The organism is Nocardia sp. NRRL WC-3656, assembly GCF_000720265.1.
Taxonomy (GTDB): Bacteria; Actinomycetota; Actinomycetes; order Mycobacteriales; family Mycobacteriaceae; genus Nocardia; species Nocardia nova.
The window spans coordinates 56,715-73,721 of record NZ_JOJF01000004.1; the positions used below are offsets into that span (position 1 = coordinate 56,715).

Annotated in this window: 16 protein-coding genes; 9 read left to right on the plus strand and 7 right to left on the minus strand. The window is 66.6% G+C overall.

The window, feature by feature from the left end:
• Positions 1–3 precede the first annotated feature (3 nt).
• The 8 genes from IG65_RS0107375 (at position 4) to IG65_RS0107410 (ending at position 8,742) form a co-directional block, all read left to right on the plus strand.
• The gene (locus IG65_RS0107375; protein ID WP_030514081.1) at positions 4–867 is read left to right on the plus strand and encodes an ABC transporter permease; all 864 of its coding nucleotides are present in this window, start codon (positions 4–6) and stop codon (positions 865–867) included.
• 82 nt (positions 868–949) lie between these two features.
• A complete protein-coding gene (locus tag IG65_RS0107380) occupies positions 950–2,452 on the plus strand; it encodes an MlaD family protein (protein WP_030514082.1) in 1,503 nt (500 codons plus the stop codon).
• Positions 2,452–3,483: an MCE family protein gene (locus IG65_RS0107385; protein WP_030514083.1), complete on the plus strand. Its 1,032-nt coding sequence runs from the start codon at positions 2,452–2,454 to the stop codon at positions 3,481–3,483. Before IG65_RS0107380 ends, IG65_RS0107385 begins: the two co-directional genes overlap by 1 nt.
• Complete coding sequence (locus tag IG65_RS0107390) at positions 3,480–4,487, plus strand: MCE family protein (RefSeq protein WP_030514084.1); 1,008 nt, start codon at positions 3,480–3,482, stop codon at positions 4,485–4,487. Before IG65_RS0107385 ends, IG65_RS0107390 begins: the two co-directional genes overlap by 4 nt.
• Positions 4,484–5,572: an MCE family protein gene (locus IG65_RS0107395; protein WP_030514085.1), complete on the plus strand. Its 1,089-nt coding sequence runs from the start codon at positions 4,484–4,486 to the stop codon at positions 5,570–5,572. The genes IG65_RS0107390 and IG65_RS0107395 overlap by 4 nt, the downstream gene beginning before the upstream one ends.
• Entirely contained in the window at positions 5,569–6,663 is a 1,095-nt protein-coding gene (locus IG65_RS0107400) for an MCE family protein (protein ID WP_030514086.1), read from the plus strand. The genes IG65_RS0107395 and IG65_RS0107400 overlap by 4 nt, the downstream gene beginning before the upstream one ends.
• Positions 6,660–7,829: an MlaD family protein gene (locus IG65_RS0107405; RefSeq protein ID WP_030514087.1), complete on the plus strand. Its 1,170-nt coding sequence runs from the start codon at positions 6,660–6,662 to the stop codon at positions 7,827–7,829. The genes IG65_RS0107400 and IG65_RS0107405 overlap by 4 nt, the downstream gene beginning before the upstream one ends.
• A 61-nt stretch (positions 7,830–7,890) precedes the next feature.
• Positions 7,891–8,742 (plus strand): hypothetical protein, encoded by an 852-nt coding sequence (locus IG65_RS0107410; protein WP_051755513.1) that lies wholly within the window; start codon positions 7,891–7,893, stop codon positions 8,740–8,742.
• A 191-nt stretch (positions 8,743–8,933) separates the two neighbouring features.
• Here the strand turns inward: IG65_RS0107410 and IG65_RS0107415 are convergent, their stop codons facing one another.
• From IG65_RS0107415 to IG65_RS0107440, 6 genes are all read right to left on the minus strand, one after another.
• On the minus strand, positions 8,934–9,563 hold the full coding sequence (locus IG65_RS0107415) for a ribonuclease H (RefSeq protein ID WP_030514089.1): 630 nt from the start codon (positions 9,561–9,563) through the stop codon (positions 8,934–8,936).
• 10 nt (positions 9,564–9,573) lie between these two features.
• The gene (locus tag IG65_RS0107420) at positions 9,574–10,110 is read right to left on the minus strand and encodes an SRPBCC family protein (protein ID WP_030514090.1); all 537 of its coding nucleotides are present in this window, start codon (positions 10,108–10,110) and stop codon (positions 9,574–9,576) included.
• Positions 10,111–10,335: 225 nt separating this feature from the next.
• Entirely contained in the window at positions 10,336–11,145 is an 810-nt protein-coding gene (locus IG65_RS0107425) for a hypothetical protein (RefSeq protein WP_030514091.1), read from the minus strand.
• A gap of 355 nt (positions 11,146–11,500) precedes the next feature.
• Positions 11,501–12,292 (minus strand): TIGR03084 family metal-binding protein, encoded by a 792-nt coding sequence (locus tag IG65_RS0107430; RefSeq protein ID WP_030514092.1) that lies wholly within the window; start codon positions 12,290–12,292, stop codon positions 11,501–11,503.
• Between the two features lie 53 nt (positions 12,293–12,345).
• Positions 12,346–13,701 carry a hypothetical protein gene (locus IG65_RS0107435; RefSeq protein WP_030514093.1) on the minus strand — a complete coding sequence of 452 codons (1,356 nt, stop codon included), beginning with the start codon at positions 13,699–13,701 and terminating at the stop codon, positions 12,346–12,348.
• A 125-nt stretch (positions 13,702–13,826) separates the two neighbouring features.
• Complete coding sequence (locus IG65_RS0107440; protein ID WP_030514094.1) at positions 13,827–14,831, minus strand: zinc-binding dehydrogenase; 1,005 nt, start codon at positions 14,829–14,831, stop codon at positions 13,827–13,829.
• A 299-nt stretch (positions 14,832–15,130) separates the two neighbouring features.
• Between IG65_RS0107440 and IG65_RS0107445 the strand changes: the two genes are divergently transcribed.
• Positions 15,131–16,180, plus strand: coding sequence for a diiron oxygenase (locus tag IG65_RS0107445; protein ID WP_051755514.1), 1,050 nt, complete (start codon positions 15,131–15,133; stop codon positions 16,178–16,180).
• Between the two features lie 24 nt (positions 16,181–16,204).
• Here IG65_RS0107445 and IG65_RS0107450 read toward each other — a convergent pair whose 3' ends face one another.
• Positions 16,205–16,942 (minus strand): TetR/AcrR family transcriptional regulator, encoded by a 738-nt coding sequence (locus IG65_RS0107450; RefSeq protein ID WP_051755515.1) that lies wholly within the window; start codon positions 16,940–16,942, stop codon positions 16,205–16,207.
• Positions 16,943–17,007 lie beyond the last annotated feature (65 nt).

A 17,007-nucleotide genomic window follows, 5' to 3' on the forward strand; every position in this document is an offset into this window, starting at 1 on the left:
CCGGTGTCGTCAACTTATGTTCCGCCGCTACTGCGGCCCCTGCAGCGGATCCGCAGCTCCGCCGGCGCCCCGCGGGACTGGCTCGCGCGGGTCGGTCACCAGGTCTTCTTCTTCCTGCGCTCGATCGGCTCGATGCCGTTGGCGCTCAAGCACTATCCGAAGGAAGTCTGGCGGCTGCTCTCGGACGTCACCTGGGGCAACGGCAGCCTGATCGTCGGTGGTGGCACCATCGGCGTGGTTCTGATCCTCAGTGCCTTCGGCGGTATGACCGTCGCCATCCAGGGCTACACCTCGCTGAATCTGCTCGGCTTGAGCCCGCTGACCGGTGCGATTTCCGCCTTCGCGACCACGCGTGAGCTCGGGCCCATGCTCGCCACCCTCGCATTCGCCGCACAGGCGGGCTGCCGCTTCACCGCCCAGCTGGGTTCGATGCGCATCGCCGAGGAGATCGACGCGCTGGAGTCGCAGGCGATCCGGCCGCTGCCCTATCTGGTCAGCACCCGGATGATCGCGGCGATGATCGCGATCGTGCCGCTGTACTGCCTGGCGCTGCCGGTCGCCTACCTGTCGTGTTCCATCACGGTGGGGTTCATCGGCGGCACGGCCTCGGGCACCTTCCAGCACTACTTCTATCAATTCCTGGTACCGCACGACGTGCTGTGGTCGTTGCTGAAAGCCATTCTCTTCGTGGCCATCACGACCTTCATACAGTGCTACTACGGCTTCTTCGCCTCGGGCGGTCCCGAGGGTGTCGGTGTGGCCGCGGGCCGGGCGATCAAGCTCTGCATCATCGCGGTCGTCTTCGCCGACCTGTTCATGACGCTGGCCATCTGGGGCGTGAACCCGGGCATCAGGATCTCGGGATAGGAGGCCCTGTGAGTAACAATGCGAAACCCGCTCGCCGGGCCGACCGGGTGCGGGTGTCCCGCACGAGCACAGGGGGCGAGTGATGATCATCGATCCGAGTGGCCGCGGACCGACGATGCGGCAGCTGCTCATCGCGGGCGTCTGCGGAATCGTCGTCATCGCCGCCGCGCTGACGCTGCTGATGGCCCGCTACAAGGGCTACATTCTCAACCCGAAGGTGGAGGTCACCGCCAATCTGACCACCACCGGCGACGGCCTGCCCCCGCAGGCCGACGTGAAGTTCCGCGGCGTGCTGGTCGGCGCGGTGAAGGATGTGTCGGTGGCCGCCAAGGGCGAGCTGCAGCAGGTGCACATCAATATGAAGCCGGACTACATCTCCGATATCCCGGCCAATGTCACCGCTCGCGTGGTCCCCAGCAACCTGTTCGCCGTCACCTCGGTCGAACTGGTCTACAACGGTCCCGACAACGCCTCGCTGAAGGCCGGTTCGCAGATCGCCGAGGACCACAGCCAGGGCACCATCGCGCTGCAGGACACGCTCACCACGGTCCGCACGATCCTGAACAAGATCGACCCCATGCAGCTGGGCCGGGTGCTGAGCACCCTGTCCTATGCGCTGGACGGCAGCGGCCGGGTACCCGGTTCCACCGTCGAGCGGCTGAACAACTGGTTCATCCAGGTCCGCGCCGCGGTGCCGGATCCGGAAGGCACGCTGAACGATTTCTCCGCCTCGTTCCACGCGCTCAACCAGTCCGCGCCGGATCTGATGACGACGCTGTCGGAATCGGTGAAGACCGCGCAGACCATCGCCGACAAGCGCAGCGAGCTGGCCGGCCTCATCACCGGCACCTCGGCGACCATCGACAAGGTCAACAGCCTGTTCGCCCGCAACCCCGACGTCGGCAAGCAGCTGACCTCGGGCACCGGCGACATGTTCGGGGCGCTCACCGAGGACCCCGACGCGATCCCGCAGGCCATCGCGAACCTGAACGCGTCGGTCCGCAAGCTGAGCACCACCTTCCACTGGGGTCCGCAGCAGCAGATGATCTGGAACGCGGGCCTGACCTTCACGCCGTACAAGCCGTACGACCGGTCCGACTGCCCGCGCTACGGCGACATGGCGGGGCCGAGCTGTGGCACCGCCCCGGTGGTCTCCGATATCGGCCCGCCGACACCGGCGCTGAAGCCGCGCACGCTGGACGCGTCGCAGGGACTGCCGAAGCTGCCGCCGATGCCGGGCCTGCCCGCCATCCCGGGCGTCACGACCGGTGACACCGCGCAGACGGCAGCTCCGCAGCAGGCGCCCAAGCCGGGCAACCCGTTCGCCGGAACTCCGTTGGAGGGTCTGTTCCCGCAGCTGCCGGGCCTGCCGGGTGCGCCCGCGGCCCCCGCGCCGCAGCCGGCTCCGGCCGCTGCTCCGGCGTCGGACGGGCAGAAGCCCACCGCGGGGCCGATCGCCTACTACACCGGACGTGACGCGATGAGCGCGCTGCTCGGCCGGAATCCGACGACTGCCGAATATCTGCTGCTGAGCTCGATCCTGAGGGGTGGAACCTTGCAAGTTTCCGAAAGCGGTGCCAGCTGATGAGAGGAATTCGCAAACCGCTGATCGGGTTCGGCATCTTCGCCCTCGTCTCGATCCTGGTGACCGTGGTCATCTGGAATACGCTGGCGCGCACCGTGAACGGTTCCACCCACAGCTACTCGGCAATCTTCACCGATGTCCTGGGCCTGCGTGAGGGCGACGACGTCCGGATGGCCGGCGTGCGCGTCGGCAAGGTCACCGACATCGAGGTCGAAGGACAGCACCAGGCCAAGGTGTCGTTCATCGTGCAGACCGATCAGACCGTGTACGGCAACACCAAAGCCCTTGTCCGGTACCAGAATCTGATCGGCCAGCGCTACGTGGCGCTGGCGCCGGGCAACAAGGGCGACAATTCGGCGTTGCGCAACAACGCGACCATCCCGGTCGAGCGCACCGAGCCCTCGTTCGATATCTCGGGTCTGCTCAACGGTTTTCAGCCGCTGTTCGAAACCTTGCAACCCCAGCAGGTCAACGACCTGACCAACACCTTCATCCAGGCGTTGCAGGGCGACGGTGTTTCGCTGAGCTCGTTCATCACCCAGGCCGCCGCACTGGCCGGTGACTTCCAGCGACGCGACGTCATCCTGGCCGACGTGATCACCAAACTGTCGGGCGTGATGTCGGGACTGGCGAAACGAGGTGATGAATTGGAGACACTGGTGACCCAGACCCGCGCGCTGATCGGCGGGCTCTACGAGCAGGGACAATCCCTGCAGGCTTCGACCGTCCAGATCGCGAATGCCACTTCCTCTCTGGTGAATATGGTCGATCAGGTGCAGCCGAAGATCGCGGCCGCGCAGAACTCGAGCACCGCGGCGCTGACCATGCTGATCAACAACGGCTCCAAGCTGGACCAGGCCGCGATCGACCTGCCCGGCATCCTCGCGAACGTCGGTAAGTTCACCTCCGACGGCGCCTACGCCAACGCGTATCTGTGCACGCTGGACGTCTCGCTGTACGGGGTGCTGTTGCCGCGAGGTCTGGTCAGCCAGATCGGCGGACCCAACCACTCGGCGGTGTGCCGCCCATGACGACCTTCGGTACGCGAATCAGGAATCGTTTCCAGAGCAACCGCTTCTTCTGGCTCGGCGTCATCGGCGCCGTTCTCATCGTGGTGCTGCTCGTGGTGTCCAGCAGTTACAAGAAACTGGGCGTCGGCACCAATGACGTGCAGGCGGAATTCGTGCAGACGGCCGGCGTCCAGACCGGTGACAAGGTGAACGTCGCCGGTGTGCCGGTCGGCACGGTGGCCGGGGCGAAACTCGAGGGTGACCACGTGCTGATCACCCTGCACGTGAACAACGACGTGAAGCTCGGCCCCGATGCCCGCGCCTCCATCAAGATGGCCACGCTGCTGGGTGCGCGCTACGTCGATCTCGACCCGGGCAACGGTAAGGGCTTGCCGGGCAACCGGATTCACAAGTCCAACACCAAGGTTCCCTACGACCTGGCCGACGTGGTGCAGATCGGCACGCCGAAGTTCGAGGCGCTCGACACCGAGAAGCTGGCCGAATCGCTGAAGGTGCTCGGCGACCAGATCGACGGTTCGCCGCAGCTGACCGCGCAGGCGCTCGACAGCGTCGGTGCGCTCGCCAAGACCATCAACGATCGGCGCGACCAGGTCGACGGTCTGCTCAAGGATCTGGACAAGGTCACCAAGATCCTCGGCGACAACCGCAACAGCCTGCTGCTGGTGATCACCCAGGGCGAGGCCATCGCCGGCCGGGTGATGGAACGCCAGGAGCTGCTCAAGCAACTGCTGAACAACACCGCGACCCTGACCAAGCAACTGCAGCAGATCGGCGCGGAGAACAACAACCAGCTCGGCCCGACCATCGAACAGCTGAACACCATGGCCCAGGGTCTGCAGAAGAACAAGGACAACCTGGACAAACTGTTGACGATCATGCCCGCGTCGCTGCGGCAGTTCAACAATGTGTTCGGCAACGGCCCCTACGGTGAGGTCGGTGTGCCGTGGCTGTTCCCGGACAACTGGTTGTGCTTCGCGCGAGTGATCGAGGGGTGCCAGGGATGATCCTGAACAAATGGCTGGCCCGCGCCACCAAGACGGTCGCGATCGGCGCGGCCGTACTGGTGGCCGGCAGCTGCGGATCGGTGCAGAACGCGGTGGGCGGGTCGACCCACATCACCGCTGATTTCCGCAATATCGCCGGCGTTTTCGAGGGCAATCCGATCACCGTGCTGGGGCTCGAGGTCGGCAAGGTCGACAAGATCATCCCCAAGGGTGAGTTCGTCGAGGTGCACATGACGGTGAACCACGACGTGGACATTCCGAAGAATGTGATGGCGGCGATCGTGTCGCCCTCGATCGTGACCAATCGGCACATCGAGCTGACCCCGCGCTACACCGGCGGGCCCAAGCTGCCGGACAACACGCACCTCACGGTGCAGCAGACCCGCACCCCGGTCGAACTGGACACGATGATCAAAACCATCGACCAGTTCACCGCCGCGCTCAAGCCGGCGCCCGGCCAGAGCCAGGGACCGCTGTCGGGCACGCTGCTCTACGACATGGTCAACGGCCAGGGTGAGCGGATCCGCGACACGCTCAACGCGCTGTCGGGGGCGTTGAAGGTCGGCGTCGACAACAAGGACGCCATCTCGACCATCATCATCAAGCTCAACGAGCTGACCTCGATGCTGGCCGACAACGACCAGTCGGTGCGCGAGTTCAGCAACAAGGTCACCCAGATGTCGTCGTTGCTGGCCGAGCAGGCGCCCGGTCTGCAGGCCACGCTGGATCAGCTCAACGACTTCCTGGCCAACACCAGCGGCGTGTTCAGCCAGTACCGGAGTCAGTTGTCGGAGAGCCTCACCGGGCTCACCAAGGTCACCGACCAGCTGCGGCAGAACGCGGCCGGCGTGGTCGAGACCGTCGACGTGGCGCCGCTGCTGCTGCAGAACCTGGACCGTTCGATGGACCGCAACCGCGGCTTCGTCCGCCTGCACGCGGTGCTCGGCACCGCACTGTCCGGCGAGATCGTCAGCCTGTTCTGTGAACGCATTCAGATGAGGGCCGACGGCTGCCGGACCGGCAAGATCGAGGATTTCGGACCCGACCTCGGGTTGTCCGCCGCACTGTTGGGACTGACGAAATGACGGTATCGACGCGCCTGCGGCGCACCTGGCTGGCACTCGGCGTCTCGGCGGCCGTGGCGGCCTCCGGCTGCGGTCTGACCGTGGAGAGTCTGCCGCTGCCCAAACCGGGGCAGTCCGGTGAGACCTATACCCTGCACGCGATTTTCGCCAACGCGCTCAACCTGCCCGATCAGGCCAAGGTCAAGATCGGTGGTTCCGATGTCGGTGTGGTCACCCACATCTCGACCAAGAACTATCAGGCCATCGTCGACATGAACGTCCGCAAGGACATCACGCTGCCGCGCGATTCCACCGCCGAACTGCGTCAGGCCACTCCGCTGGGCGATGTGTTCGTGGCGCTGTCGAAGCCGAAGTCCGACGAGACCACGCCGATGCTGAAGGACGGCGACACCATCGGCATCGACCACACCTCGGCCGGCGCCACCGTCGAGGAGTTGCTGCTCTCGGTCTCGATGCTGTTCAACGGCGGCGGCGTGGCCGCGCTGACCAAGCTGACCTCGGAACTGGATTCGATCGTCGGCGGCCGGCCCGATCAGCTCGCGAGCCTGATCAAGCAGATGACGAGTGTGGTCACCACGCTGCACGCCAACAGCGAGCGCATCGACAACACGCTCAACGGCTTCGACGCGCTGACCAACACCATCGAGGCCAATCACGATCAGCTGGGTCAGGTGGCGGATTCGCTGCCGCAGATGATCGGCGCCATCGCGGAGAACAACAAGCAGATCGGTGATCTGCTCGGCAAGATCTCCACCACCAGCGCGGCGCTCGGCGATTACGCCGATACCAGCCACGATCAGCTGGCCAGCCTGCTCGAGAACGTGCACAGGCTGATGGACGCGCTGTCGCGGGCCGGCAACGACCTGGGTCCGGCGCTGGACGCACTGCACGAGATCCGGCCGAAGGTCGACGCCTCGTTCAAGGGCAACACCCTTGCCGTCGCCGCGACTCTGACCCAGCTCGACATCGGCCTGCTCACCGACCCGCCGCACAGCAAGTTCTGGGATCTGCGCGATCTGCAGGACATGGCGGGCAGTCTGATCCAGGTGCTGCAGATCGTCTACGGCCGAGTGACAGGGGGCCACCGATGAGCTGGCTGCTGCGACACAAACTGCTGCTTTCCACGATCGGACTGGTGATCGCGTTCGTCGTGGGCGCGACGTATCTGGCGGTGAGCGTCATGCGGATCAATCCGCTGCGCAGCACCTATACGGTCACGGTCGCGCTCGACCGCTCCGGCGGTCTGCAGCCGGGCAACGACGTCACGCTGCGCGGATTCCGCATCGGCAAGGTGAATTCGATCAAGCTGGCGAATCGCGGCGCCTCGATCGCGGCCGAGGCCCAGATCGACACCCGGTACAAGATTCCGAAGGCCACGCAGGTCGTCGTGCACGCCCTCTCGGCCGCCGGTGAGCAGTACATCGATTTCCAGCCCGAAAGCGACAAGGGTCCGTACCTCACCGACGGTTCGGTGATCCCGTTCGACCCGCAGAAGGTGCAGACCCCGACGCCGGTGTCGGCGGTGCTGGAGAACGCCAGCGGGTTCTTCGACCAGATCGACCCGGACCGGTTCAGCACCATCCTCACCGAATTCGACACCGCGCTCAGCGGCGGACCGGATCAGCTGCGGGACATGGTCGATGCGCTGAGCCTGGTGACGGCCGGTCTGGACAATCTGCTGCCGCAGACCACCAACCTGCTCACCAACCTGCGCACCATCGCGTCCACGACGTCGAACGCGCAGCCCGATCTGAGCACCCTGACGCAGAACTCGTCGACGCTGTTCACCCAGTTCAACAACGCCAACGACGAACTGCGTAAGGTGCTGGATCAGGCCCCGGCGCAGATGAAGTCGCTGGGCGCCACGCTGGACGAGACCACCGATCCGATCACCAGCCTCGCGACCAACTTCGTGGCCGTCACCAAGGCGGCGCAGCTGCGGCTGCCGGCGCTGCGGGCGCTGTTCCCGTCGCTGGTCGTCGGCAGTTCGGCGATGGGGGTGCCGGCCCACGACGGAGAGTTCTATACGATCCTCGATATCTGGCCGCGCCCGTTCTGCCAGTACTCGCACGCGCCGGTCGCACCGTATGTCGCGACCGACGGGTCGTTCCCGAAGTACAACTATTGCACCAACGCACCTCCGGACCAGCAGATTCGTGGTTCGGCGAACGCGCCGCGGCCCGACGTTCCGAACAACGGAGCGCAGATGCCATCGGGTGCCGATCCGAACGCTCGGACCCCGAAGCCGGTGCGGTAAGTAGAGTGGCCCGAAACATACGGCGTGGTTTCCACATGCCGGGAAGGTGACAGATCGATTCATGTCCGATGACGACACCGCCAAGGACAAGGCGAACAACGATGCCGAGTCGACCGAGAAGGTCGACGCGGCGCAAGACAGCACCGCCGCGGACGCAACGGTCAAGTTCGAGTCGGACTCGTCGGTTGCTGCCGCCAAGGGTGCCGATACCGCGAAGACCACCGACGCCGCGAAGGCCGCCGACGCGGACGAAACGGTGAAGCTCCGGACGGCGGCCCCGGCGCCGGCGAGTGCCCCTTCCTCCGGGAAGAGCACTCCGTGGGTTCCGATCGTCGCGGCCTTCGCCGCCGGTGTGCTGCTGGTGGCCGCGGTCACCGCGGTGGTGGTCTTCTATCTGAAGGCCGACAATCGCGAGGATCAGCTCTCCGCACGCGATGATTCGACCAAGGCGGCGTGCGATTTCGGCAAGGCCGTGGCCAGCTACGACTCGAAGGATCTCGACGCTTACTTCAAGAGCGTCAACGACCTCTCGACGGGTGAGTGGGGCAAGTTCTTCAGCGGCGCTTCGGACACGCTGAAGCAGGCCATGGTCAGCGTGCAGGCCAAGTCGAAGCTCGACGAGATCCACTGCGCGTGGGAGTCCGGCAACGACAGCCAGGCCAACGTGGTGCTGGTGATCACCCAGGAGCAGACCAACCAGGCCGTCCCGCAGCCGGACAAGCTGACCATCCCGGGCGTCGCCCAGATGGAGAAGCACGACGGTAAGTGGCTGGTCGCGAAGTTCGACTCGCCGGTCACCAAGGGAATGGGCCCGTCAGGTCCGGCTCCGGGTGCGCCGCAGGCGGCCCCGGGTACCAGCCCGCAGGCCAACGGCGGGGCGCAGCCCGCACCGGCTCCGCAGCCGGGTAACTGAATCCGGTTACAGCACAACACTTTCCGGCCCCGCGACAGTTTCCGTCGCGGGGCCGGAACGCGTTCGAGGGGTAATTCCGGCGGTGGACACGGCAGGGTTCGGGCGGCCGAGGTGGCAGCAACCGGGCGCCTCCGGCGGTGGGCCGACCCACCACCGCCGGAAGCCATTCAGTTGGTCTGACGCGTGCCCGGTCAGAAAAGGGTGAGGGCGTCCGCGGTTTCGGCTGTCGCACGGCCGCGTTTCGGCCGGGACGCCGGCTTGTCGGTGACGACGACCGTCAGTGGCGTCGTCGCGGCGGTGTCGGACATCGTCTCGGTGGCTACGGCGGTGGGCCGAGCCACGGTCGGCAACGGCGGGAGATCGTCGATACCGTTCGGCGTCGCATCGGCCCGGCCCGCCGCGGCGCGGGCGGCCTCACCGGCGAGCTTGTCGGCCTGTTCGTTGTAGTAGTTGCCCACGTGCCCGCGCACCCAGCGGAACCGCACCGGCCCTGGGCGAGTGGCGATCGCGTGATCGATCCACTGGACGAGCTCCACATTCTTCACCGCGCTGCCGGTGGCGGTGCGCCAGCCGTTGAGCCGCCAGCTCGGTAGCCATTCCGACGCGCATTTGATCGCGTACAGCGAATCGCTCTCGATGAACAGCGGTTCCGGACCGGGATGCGCCCGAATCGCCTCCAGAACCGCGCGTAGCTCCGCCACCTGGTTGGTGCCGGAGGCCGCGCCGGCGCTGGCCGAACTGCCCTGATGATTGACCCACGCCCAGCCGATGGCGCCGCCGGGATTGCGCAGGCAGGATCCGTCGGTGCTCACGATGATCATGACCGGTACCCTACGCAATCCGGCCGACAAGATCCGTGCCGTGGAATTCTTCGATTTCCCTGCGCAATTGCGTTTCGCTGCGCCGCACCGCCGCCTGGGCCAGCGCATCGAGCGCCTTGGCGGCCGGACGGGCCAGCCAGCCGCGCACCGGCGGGTAGTCCGCCTCCGAGGTCAGCACCGACCGGCCGTAGCCGAGCGGATCGAATCGCAGCGTCAGTGTGGCGAGCGCGGGTGCGGGTTCGAGGTCCTGTGACGACGCGGCGGGGTCCTGCGCAGGCGCCACCTTCCCCGGCCGGCGCCTGCGCAGGGTGTACCCGATGACCGCGTTGCGGCGGTATTCGGTGATCTCACAGTCGACCGTGGGATGCCACAGCCCGAGCCGGAACGTCGCCGCGTAGACCGCACCCGGTCCGTGGCCGGCCTCGCCGACCGGTTCGAACGCTGCGATGCCGAACATCCAATCCGGGACGAACAGATGGTTGTCGGTGTACGTGAATGCGACCTCCACCGGAGCCCCGACGTCGCTCGCGTACCTGATGTGGCCCATAGGCCCTCCCTGTTCCACGCTTGCCACAAAAGTACTACAGAATTCCTTTTTATTAAACGGTTACCGGGGAATAACGTGCGCTCCGCACGTCGAGTGGCGGATAACCGCTGACGAGGACAAATGCGGCAAACGACCAGTACGTTTCGAGTGTGCTCGACGGGAGCGGGCGCAGACGACAACCGGCCAGGCACCTTGACGGTACCCGGCCGGGAGAGTGTCGAAACGCTATGCCAGCGTGGAATCCGGTGGCGCTGTGGTCAACCCGGCTGCCGCGGTGGGCGAACCGGCCGCCGCCGTGGTCGCCGGGCCCACCGTCGGTTCCGCCGAATCGGTGCCGGCCGGGTCCGCGGGAATCTGCTGTGGATGGTGCGACGGCACCGGAGCCGGCCGCGCGTGCCGCTGGACCTGAACGTCGTGGCGGCCCAGGAGCGGATCGCTCATCGCGACGCTGAACTCACCACTGTGCACGTCGACGTCGGTACGGAATTCGGTCACAGCATTCGGTGCGGTGCCCGGCCGTTGGTCCCGGGAGCCGTTCGCGCCCAGTGCCGACGGCACATTCGTGTCGACGGTGACGGCGAACGAATGCTGTTGTGTCCTGGACAGATTCGCCCCGACGAAGGTTTCGCCGGTGAGGTTCAGGCGGCCCCCGACGCCGCCGGGACCGGTTGTCGCCGAGGATGTTTCGGTATTCGGTGAGCGGTCCGCCGGTTCGGGCACGAGACGCGCCGACTCCGCCGCGGCGGCGGCCGCGAAAGCGGGCAGGCGGCGTGAGGCCGCGGCCGCCTCCCACGAACCGATGGTGGCCGGGCCGGTGTTCGACGACGTGTCGGACCGGTGGGTGTCGGGCGCCGGGACGAGCGTGTCGCCCCGCTCGCCGGAGCCGATGACGGCCGGTAGGCCCGCGCCGCCGATCTGGTTGACGACATAGGTTCCGGCGGCGACGGTCAGGCCGATACTCGCCATTCCGGCGAGCACGACAGCGGTGTGTTGCAGAATTTGGCCGGTGGACCGGGACTGCGCGGACTGAGCCATAGCGGTGCGTCCTTCCCTCTCCCCTGGTTCCCCTCGTGGCCGACCCGCACCGTTGAAAGTCGTACGCACGTCCAGGTTACTGCCTGGCGCAGGGGATTCCGAGGCCTGCGGTCAAGATCACAACAGCGGGCGTAGCGGCGTGAAAACCGCTGTTCACCCCATTCGGCCGGTGCCGGTACGCCGCCCGCCGCCGAGCGGTGCGAAGGTTTGCGCCGGATCGACGCCGGGTAACCCGTGGAAGCTGGCGAGCGTCAACTTCGAGCTGCGATCTCGAAGTCCTCCGGCCAACGGCGTCCGGTCGGCCACAAGCACGTCGCAACCTGAGTCGGCGCTCGCCCGCTCGAACCGGAACTTTTCAGGCGAATTGGCCGGCCTCGCGCCCCGATCCCGGGGGCCCGGCGAAGGCCTGCGCGATCGTCAGCCACTCCGCGGCGTCGGTTCCCGTCGCCGTCAACGGCAGATCGTCACGATGCCGGCGCTGCGTCACCAGCAGGCAGAAGTCCAATGCCGAACCATTCACTCGTTGCGCGGCATCCTCGGGACCCCAGCTCCAGACCGACCCGTCCGGTGCCGTGAGCTCGACTCGGAACGGTTCCGCAGGGGCCGGGCGGCCGTGCACGGTATAGGCGAAATCGCGGGTCCGCACGCCGATATGCGCGATATTGCGCAGGCGCGCCGTCGGCGTCCGCACCGCGCCCAGCGCATCGGCGATGTCCTGACCGTGGGCCCAGGTCTCCATCAACCGCGCGCTCACCATCGACATCGGGCTCATCGGCGGTCCGAACCAGGGCAACTTCGTGCCCGCGGGTACCGCGCGCAGCGCCTTCGCCAGACCGGCCCGGCCCCGGCGCCACCGCTCGAGCAGTTCGGGCGCCGGTGTGGTGGCCACCTCGGCGGCCGCGTCGTCGACGAAGGTCGCGATCTTCGTGGTCGCCTCGCGCAGCAATTCGGCGAACGCCTCGGCATCGGTCGCCGCGATCGTCGACACCTCGTCGGTCCAGGTCAGATGGGCGATCTGATGGGCGATGGACCATCCCGGGGCCGGTGTCTCCCGCGCCCAGCCGGCCGGATCCAGCGGCGCGACCAGCCGGTCCAGGTCCGCGCATTCGGCCTCGAAGTCGTCGAGCAGCGCCTCTAGGTCAGCCATGACCGAAAGCATGGCAACGCCCCGAAAAAAATGCAAGCATGCGTGCTTGTTTGTCACCAGCCGAAGATCAGCAGGTGCACGCCACCCACGAGCAGGCCCAGTGCCGCGCCGTGCAGATAGAGCAGCCAGGCATCCTGTTCGACCGAGGCGTAGAACATCTCCATGAACTCACCGGGCGTGAGCTGCTTGAGTTTCCGCGCCGCGAATTCGTCGATCTTCTTGGCCTGGTCCAAGGCGAAGGCCTCGTCCTGCACCAGGCTCGGCGCCAGGCTCACCGCGGCCCCGGCGGCGCCGACCTGCAGGTTGTCGAACTGCCGCGCACCGAAGGCGGCGCGCACCACCGAGCGCGTGGGTCCCAGCTGGGTGCGGATCTCGTCGGCGATCAGATGCTCCACGAGCTGACGGGTCTTGTCCCCGTTGGGTCCGTCCAGCAGTTCCGCCGCCAGATTCGGCAAGGTCAGCACCTGATAGGCCAGAATCTGGGCGAGGTCGTCGGCGGCCTGCGGTTGCCGCTTGGCCAGCAGTGCCTGCCGCCAGAGGTATTTGTAGCGCGGCTGCGGATCGCCGGGCTCGAACACCATCTTGATGGCGATCATGTTCACCAGCACGCCGATGGTGGCGGCCGCGGCCAGGACCACCAGCCATCCCGGGAGCCAGCCGATCACCGGAATGTCGGAGTGGACATGCATGTACAGCGCCAGGAGGACACCGAACGGGGCGCCGAGCAGGCCGATCCGCACCATGAACCGCAGCTCCGGCGCGGCGATCGTGGTGGTCAGATCCTTGAGGATCTCCGGATTGGCCTGCAGATAGCGGATGACGAAGCTCTTGATGTCGATGAGGTGGTCGACATTGTCACCGAGTTGCTCGAATCCGCGCCGGCACAGTTTCGGCAGTTCGCGGTCGATGCGCTGATAGAGAATCTGTTTCGCCGGGCGCGGTACGGCTCGCCACAGTTCCGGATTCTCGCGGTACATCACATCGTCGACGATCTGCTGCAACTGTTCGTGCGCGCGGTCGGCGATGTAGTCGGCGATACCCTCCAGATCGAGTTCGTGGATGAAATCGCGCGGGCTGCCGATCCGCATGATCGCCATATCCACGCATATGCTGGCCATCTTCTCCGCGCGAGCGGGGATGAAGCCTTGGAAACCGAGTTGTCTACCGTCGCCGGAAAACGTCGGCAGCACCTGCACCCGGCGTGGGAAATAGGGGTACAGCACCTTCAGTCCCGGAATCCGGACGCCGCGAAATTGCAACGGCCAGAACAACATCAGCACGCCGGTCCAGTTGGTGAGCCAGCCGGCCACCGCGCTGAAGATCGGGAAGGTGATCAGGTCCACGACGAATTTGGACTGTCCAGTCAGTTGTTCCCAGTCGATGAACACACCGCCGGCGACTACCGCCATCGTGGATCCCCCTTGCGCCGTGCGGACTTGCGAGTTGACTGGGTCCCCACATTCTCACCGGGGCCAGACGGTGTCAATGCGGCGGGGCGGCACTTGCCCTGGTCGGCGGGGCAAACGCACCCCGTTCAGGGGCGCAGGACGAGTCGAATCGGATTGCCCTGTTTGGTTTCCAGCGCCCGCACCGCGTCCGGGGCTTGCGAGAGCGGCAGCACCGCGCTGACCGAGCGGGCGAGATCGAGACGATGGAGCCGCCGCAGCGTCACCAGTTCGGTGACGTGTTCGGGCTGCGAGCCGTAGTGTCCACGCAATTGCTGCTGGAAGAAGCTGAAACCGATGCCTCCGGTGATCGTGATCGGCTTGTCGGTCAGGCCGACCAGAACCAGTCGCCCACCCGGTCCCAGGCAGGTCACGGCCTGTTCGCGCACCGCCGCCACGCCGGCGAAATCGAAGGCGGCCGCCAAGCCGGCGCCCCCGGTCGCGGCGAAAATCTGTGCTCGCAGTTCGGGATCGGCCGGATCGAAGGCCAGATCCGCACCGAAACCCAGCGCCCGTTCCCGTGCCGCCGGCAGCGGATCCACCGCCACGATCGGCGCCGCACCGACCATGCGCAGCAATTGCACCCCGTGGGCGCCGAGGCCGCCCACACCCCAGACGCCGACCGGTTCGGCGGGCCGTACCTGGGCGGTCGCCGTGATCGCGGCCCACGGCGTGGAGACCGCGTCGGGGATGAAGCAGGCCTGCTCGAAGGGTAGATCGTCGGGAATGGGTACGAGGGTGTCGACCCGGGCCAGGGTGTATTCCGCCCACCCGCCGTCGTAGTCGACTCCGCGGGTGAACACAGCGCCGCCGCGTCGTTCGCCGGCCTGCAGCAGCACCCGATCTCCCACCTTCGCGCCCGTCACATCCGGCCCGAGGGCGTGGACGGTGCCCGCGACCTCGTGGCCGAGTGTCACCACGTCACCGGAGAGCATCACCGGGGTCAGCGTCCCGTCGATGAGATGGACATCGGACAGGCAGACCCCCGCCGCTTCGACCTTGACCAGGACGTGGTCGGGACCCGGCTCCGGTGTCGGCACGTCATCCAGTTCCAGCCGGCGCTGTGGTCCCAGGTGAAGGCGTGCGGCCAGCATGTCGGGCTACTCCTCTGGATCGGGCGGGCGGACCCGCGGGCCCGGTCGAGTATCGCACCGTCGTCGCGGTTCCGTTCGGAGTTGCGAACGGCAGGACTGCGGGGGCGACTCTCCGGGCTGCGGGGATTGTGTGGGACTGTGAGTCCCATATATCCTCGAAGGACCACACCTGCTGGGTGTCGACCGCCGCCGGGCCGCGCCTCGGCGGATGGGAGCTAGGAGGCCCGATGAGCCACACTGCGAAGCCCGCTCGCCGGGCCGAACGGGTGCGGGGGTCCCGCAGAGCACAGGAGACATCGATGACGCTGTCGAAATCCGTTCGTACCGACATATTCGGCCCGGACTACCGAGAAATGCTGGCGATCCTGTCCGAGGGATCGGTCCACCGCAATTTCGACCCCTATCTCGATATCGATTGGGATTCACCGGAGTTGGCGATCGATCCCGACGATCCGAGATGGGTGCTCTCGCCGGAGCTCGACCCGCTCGGCGGAACCGACTGGTACAAGTCGTTGCCGCCGGAGCGCAGGATCGAGATCGGAAAGTGGCGCACGGCCAACGTGATCAAGGTCGGCGCCGCCTTCGAGAGCATTCTCATCCGCGGCATGATGCAGTACATCATGAAGCTCCCCAACGGATCTCCGGAGTTTCGCTACTGCCTGCACGAGATGACCGAAGAGTGCAATCACATCCAGATGTTCCAGGAGCTGATCAACCGGATCGGCGTGGACGTCCCGGGGATGCGCCCGCTGTTCCGCGTGCTGTCGCCCTTCATCGGCGTGGCCGGCGGCTACGCGCACGCCATCCTGTTCATCGGCATTCTCGGTGGTGAGGAGCCGATCGACCACTATCAGAAGGCGATCATCCGGGAGGGCGAGGCGATGCCCCCGGCGGTGCTGCGCACCATGCAGATCCACATCGCCGAGGAGGCTCGGCACATCTCCTTCGCCGGCGAGTTCCTGAAGGCGCATATCGAGCGGATGAGCCCGTTCGGTAAAGCCATGTGCGCCTTGGCGTTTCCGATCACGATGCGCTGGCTGGCCGGTGAGATCATGGCGCCCCCGCGTTCGTTCGCGAAGGAATTCGACATTCCGCGCGAGGTCATCCGGGAGGCGTTCTGGGATGCCCCGCATGCACGGCGGATCCTGTCCGGCTACTTCGGCGATATGCGCAAACTCGCCGACGAGTTGGGGTTGATGAATCCGGTGACCCGCAAGCTGTGGTCGCTGTTGCACGTCGACGGCGAACCGTCGCGGTATCGCGGGGAGCCCGAGCGGCGCAACGCGGCGGCCGCGATGGCGGACCGGTTGCCCGTGGTCGGCTCCCTCGTCGGCTGGTTGGCGGCCTGACCTGCCGGGACCGGCGGCGTCCGCTCACAGGGTGTCGTCGGCTCCCTCGGCCAGCGCGTTGATCAGTTCGATCAGCGGCAGTTCGGGATCCAGGGTCAATCCGTGGGCGCGCGCCGCGCCGTCGAGCACGCTCCAGGCGTAGCCGGCGACCTCGGATATCAGCTGTTCGCGACTCAGCAGCGGGCTGGGATCGCGTGCCCACCGGCTGACGGTCGCCTCGGTCATCGACACGATGGCGAAGGTCATCGTGTCGGCCGTGGCCTCGTCGACCACGCCGATCACCCCCGCCAGGCTCGACACCAGCAGCCGGGTCCGAGCCGCGATGGTGGCCTTGATACTGCTGAGCGCGTCCACATCGTCGGGATCCCCCATCGCCGGCCCGCTGCGCGCGAAGTCGTACAGCCGTGGGTGCTCGGTGAGCCAGTCCGCGACCGCGGCGATCGTGCGGTGCAGGATTCGATGGATGGATCCGTCCCAGATATCCAGCGCCGCGTCGACGGTATCGATGAACTGCTCACTGATCGCGGTCCGAGCCCGCCGATCGAGTTCGTCCCGCCCCGAGAACTGCCGGTAGACCACCGATTTGGCCAGCCCCGCCCGCGCGGCGATCTGCTGCATCGAGATCTCGGCGCCCCCGCCGGACTCCTCCAGCAGCTCGATCAACGCCCCGACGATCCGGCTCCGCCGCCGGTCGTTGTGCGTCTGCCACCGCGCCTGCCGGCCCCCGATCGGGGCCGGTTCGGACGGGGAGGGAATCGCCACGCGGTCGAGTTTAAATCACCGACTCCCGCGCGAATGAGCTTCGGTTGCGTCCAGTCCGGTTGCGG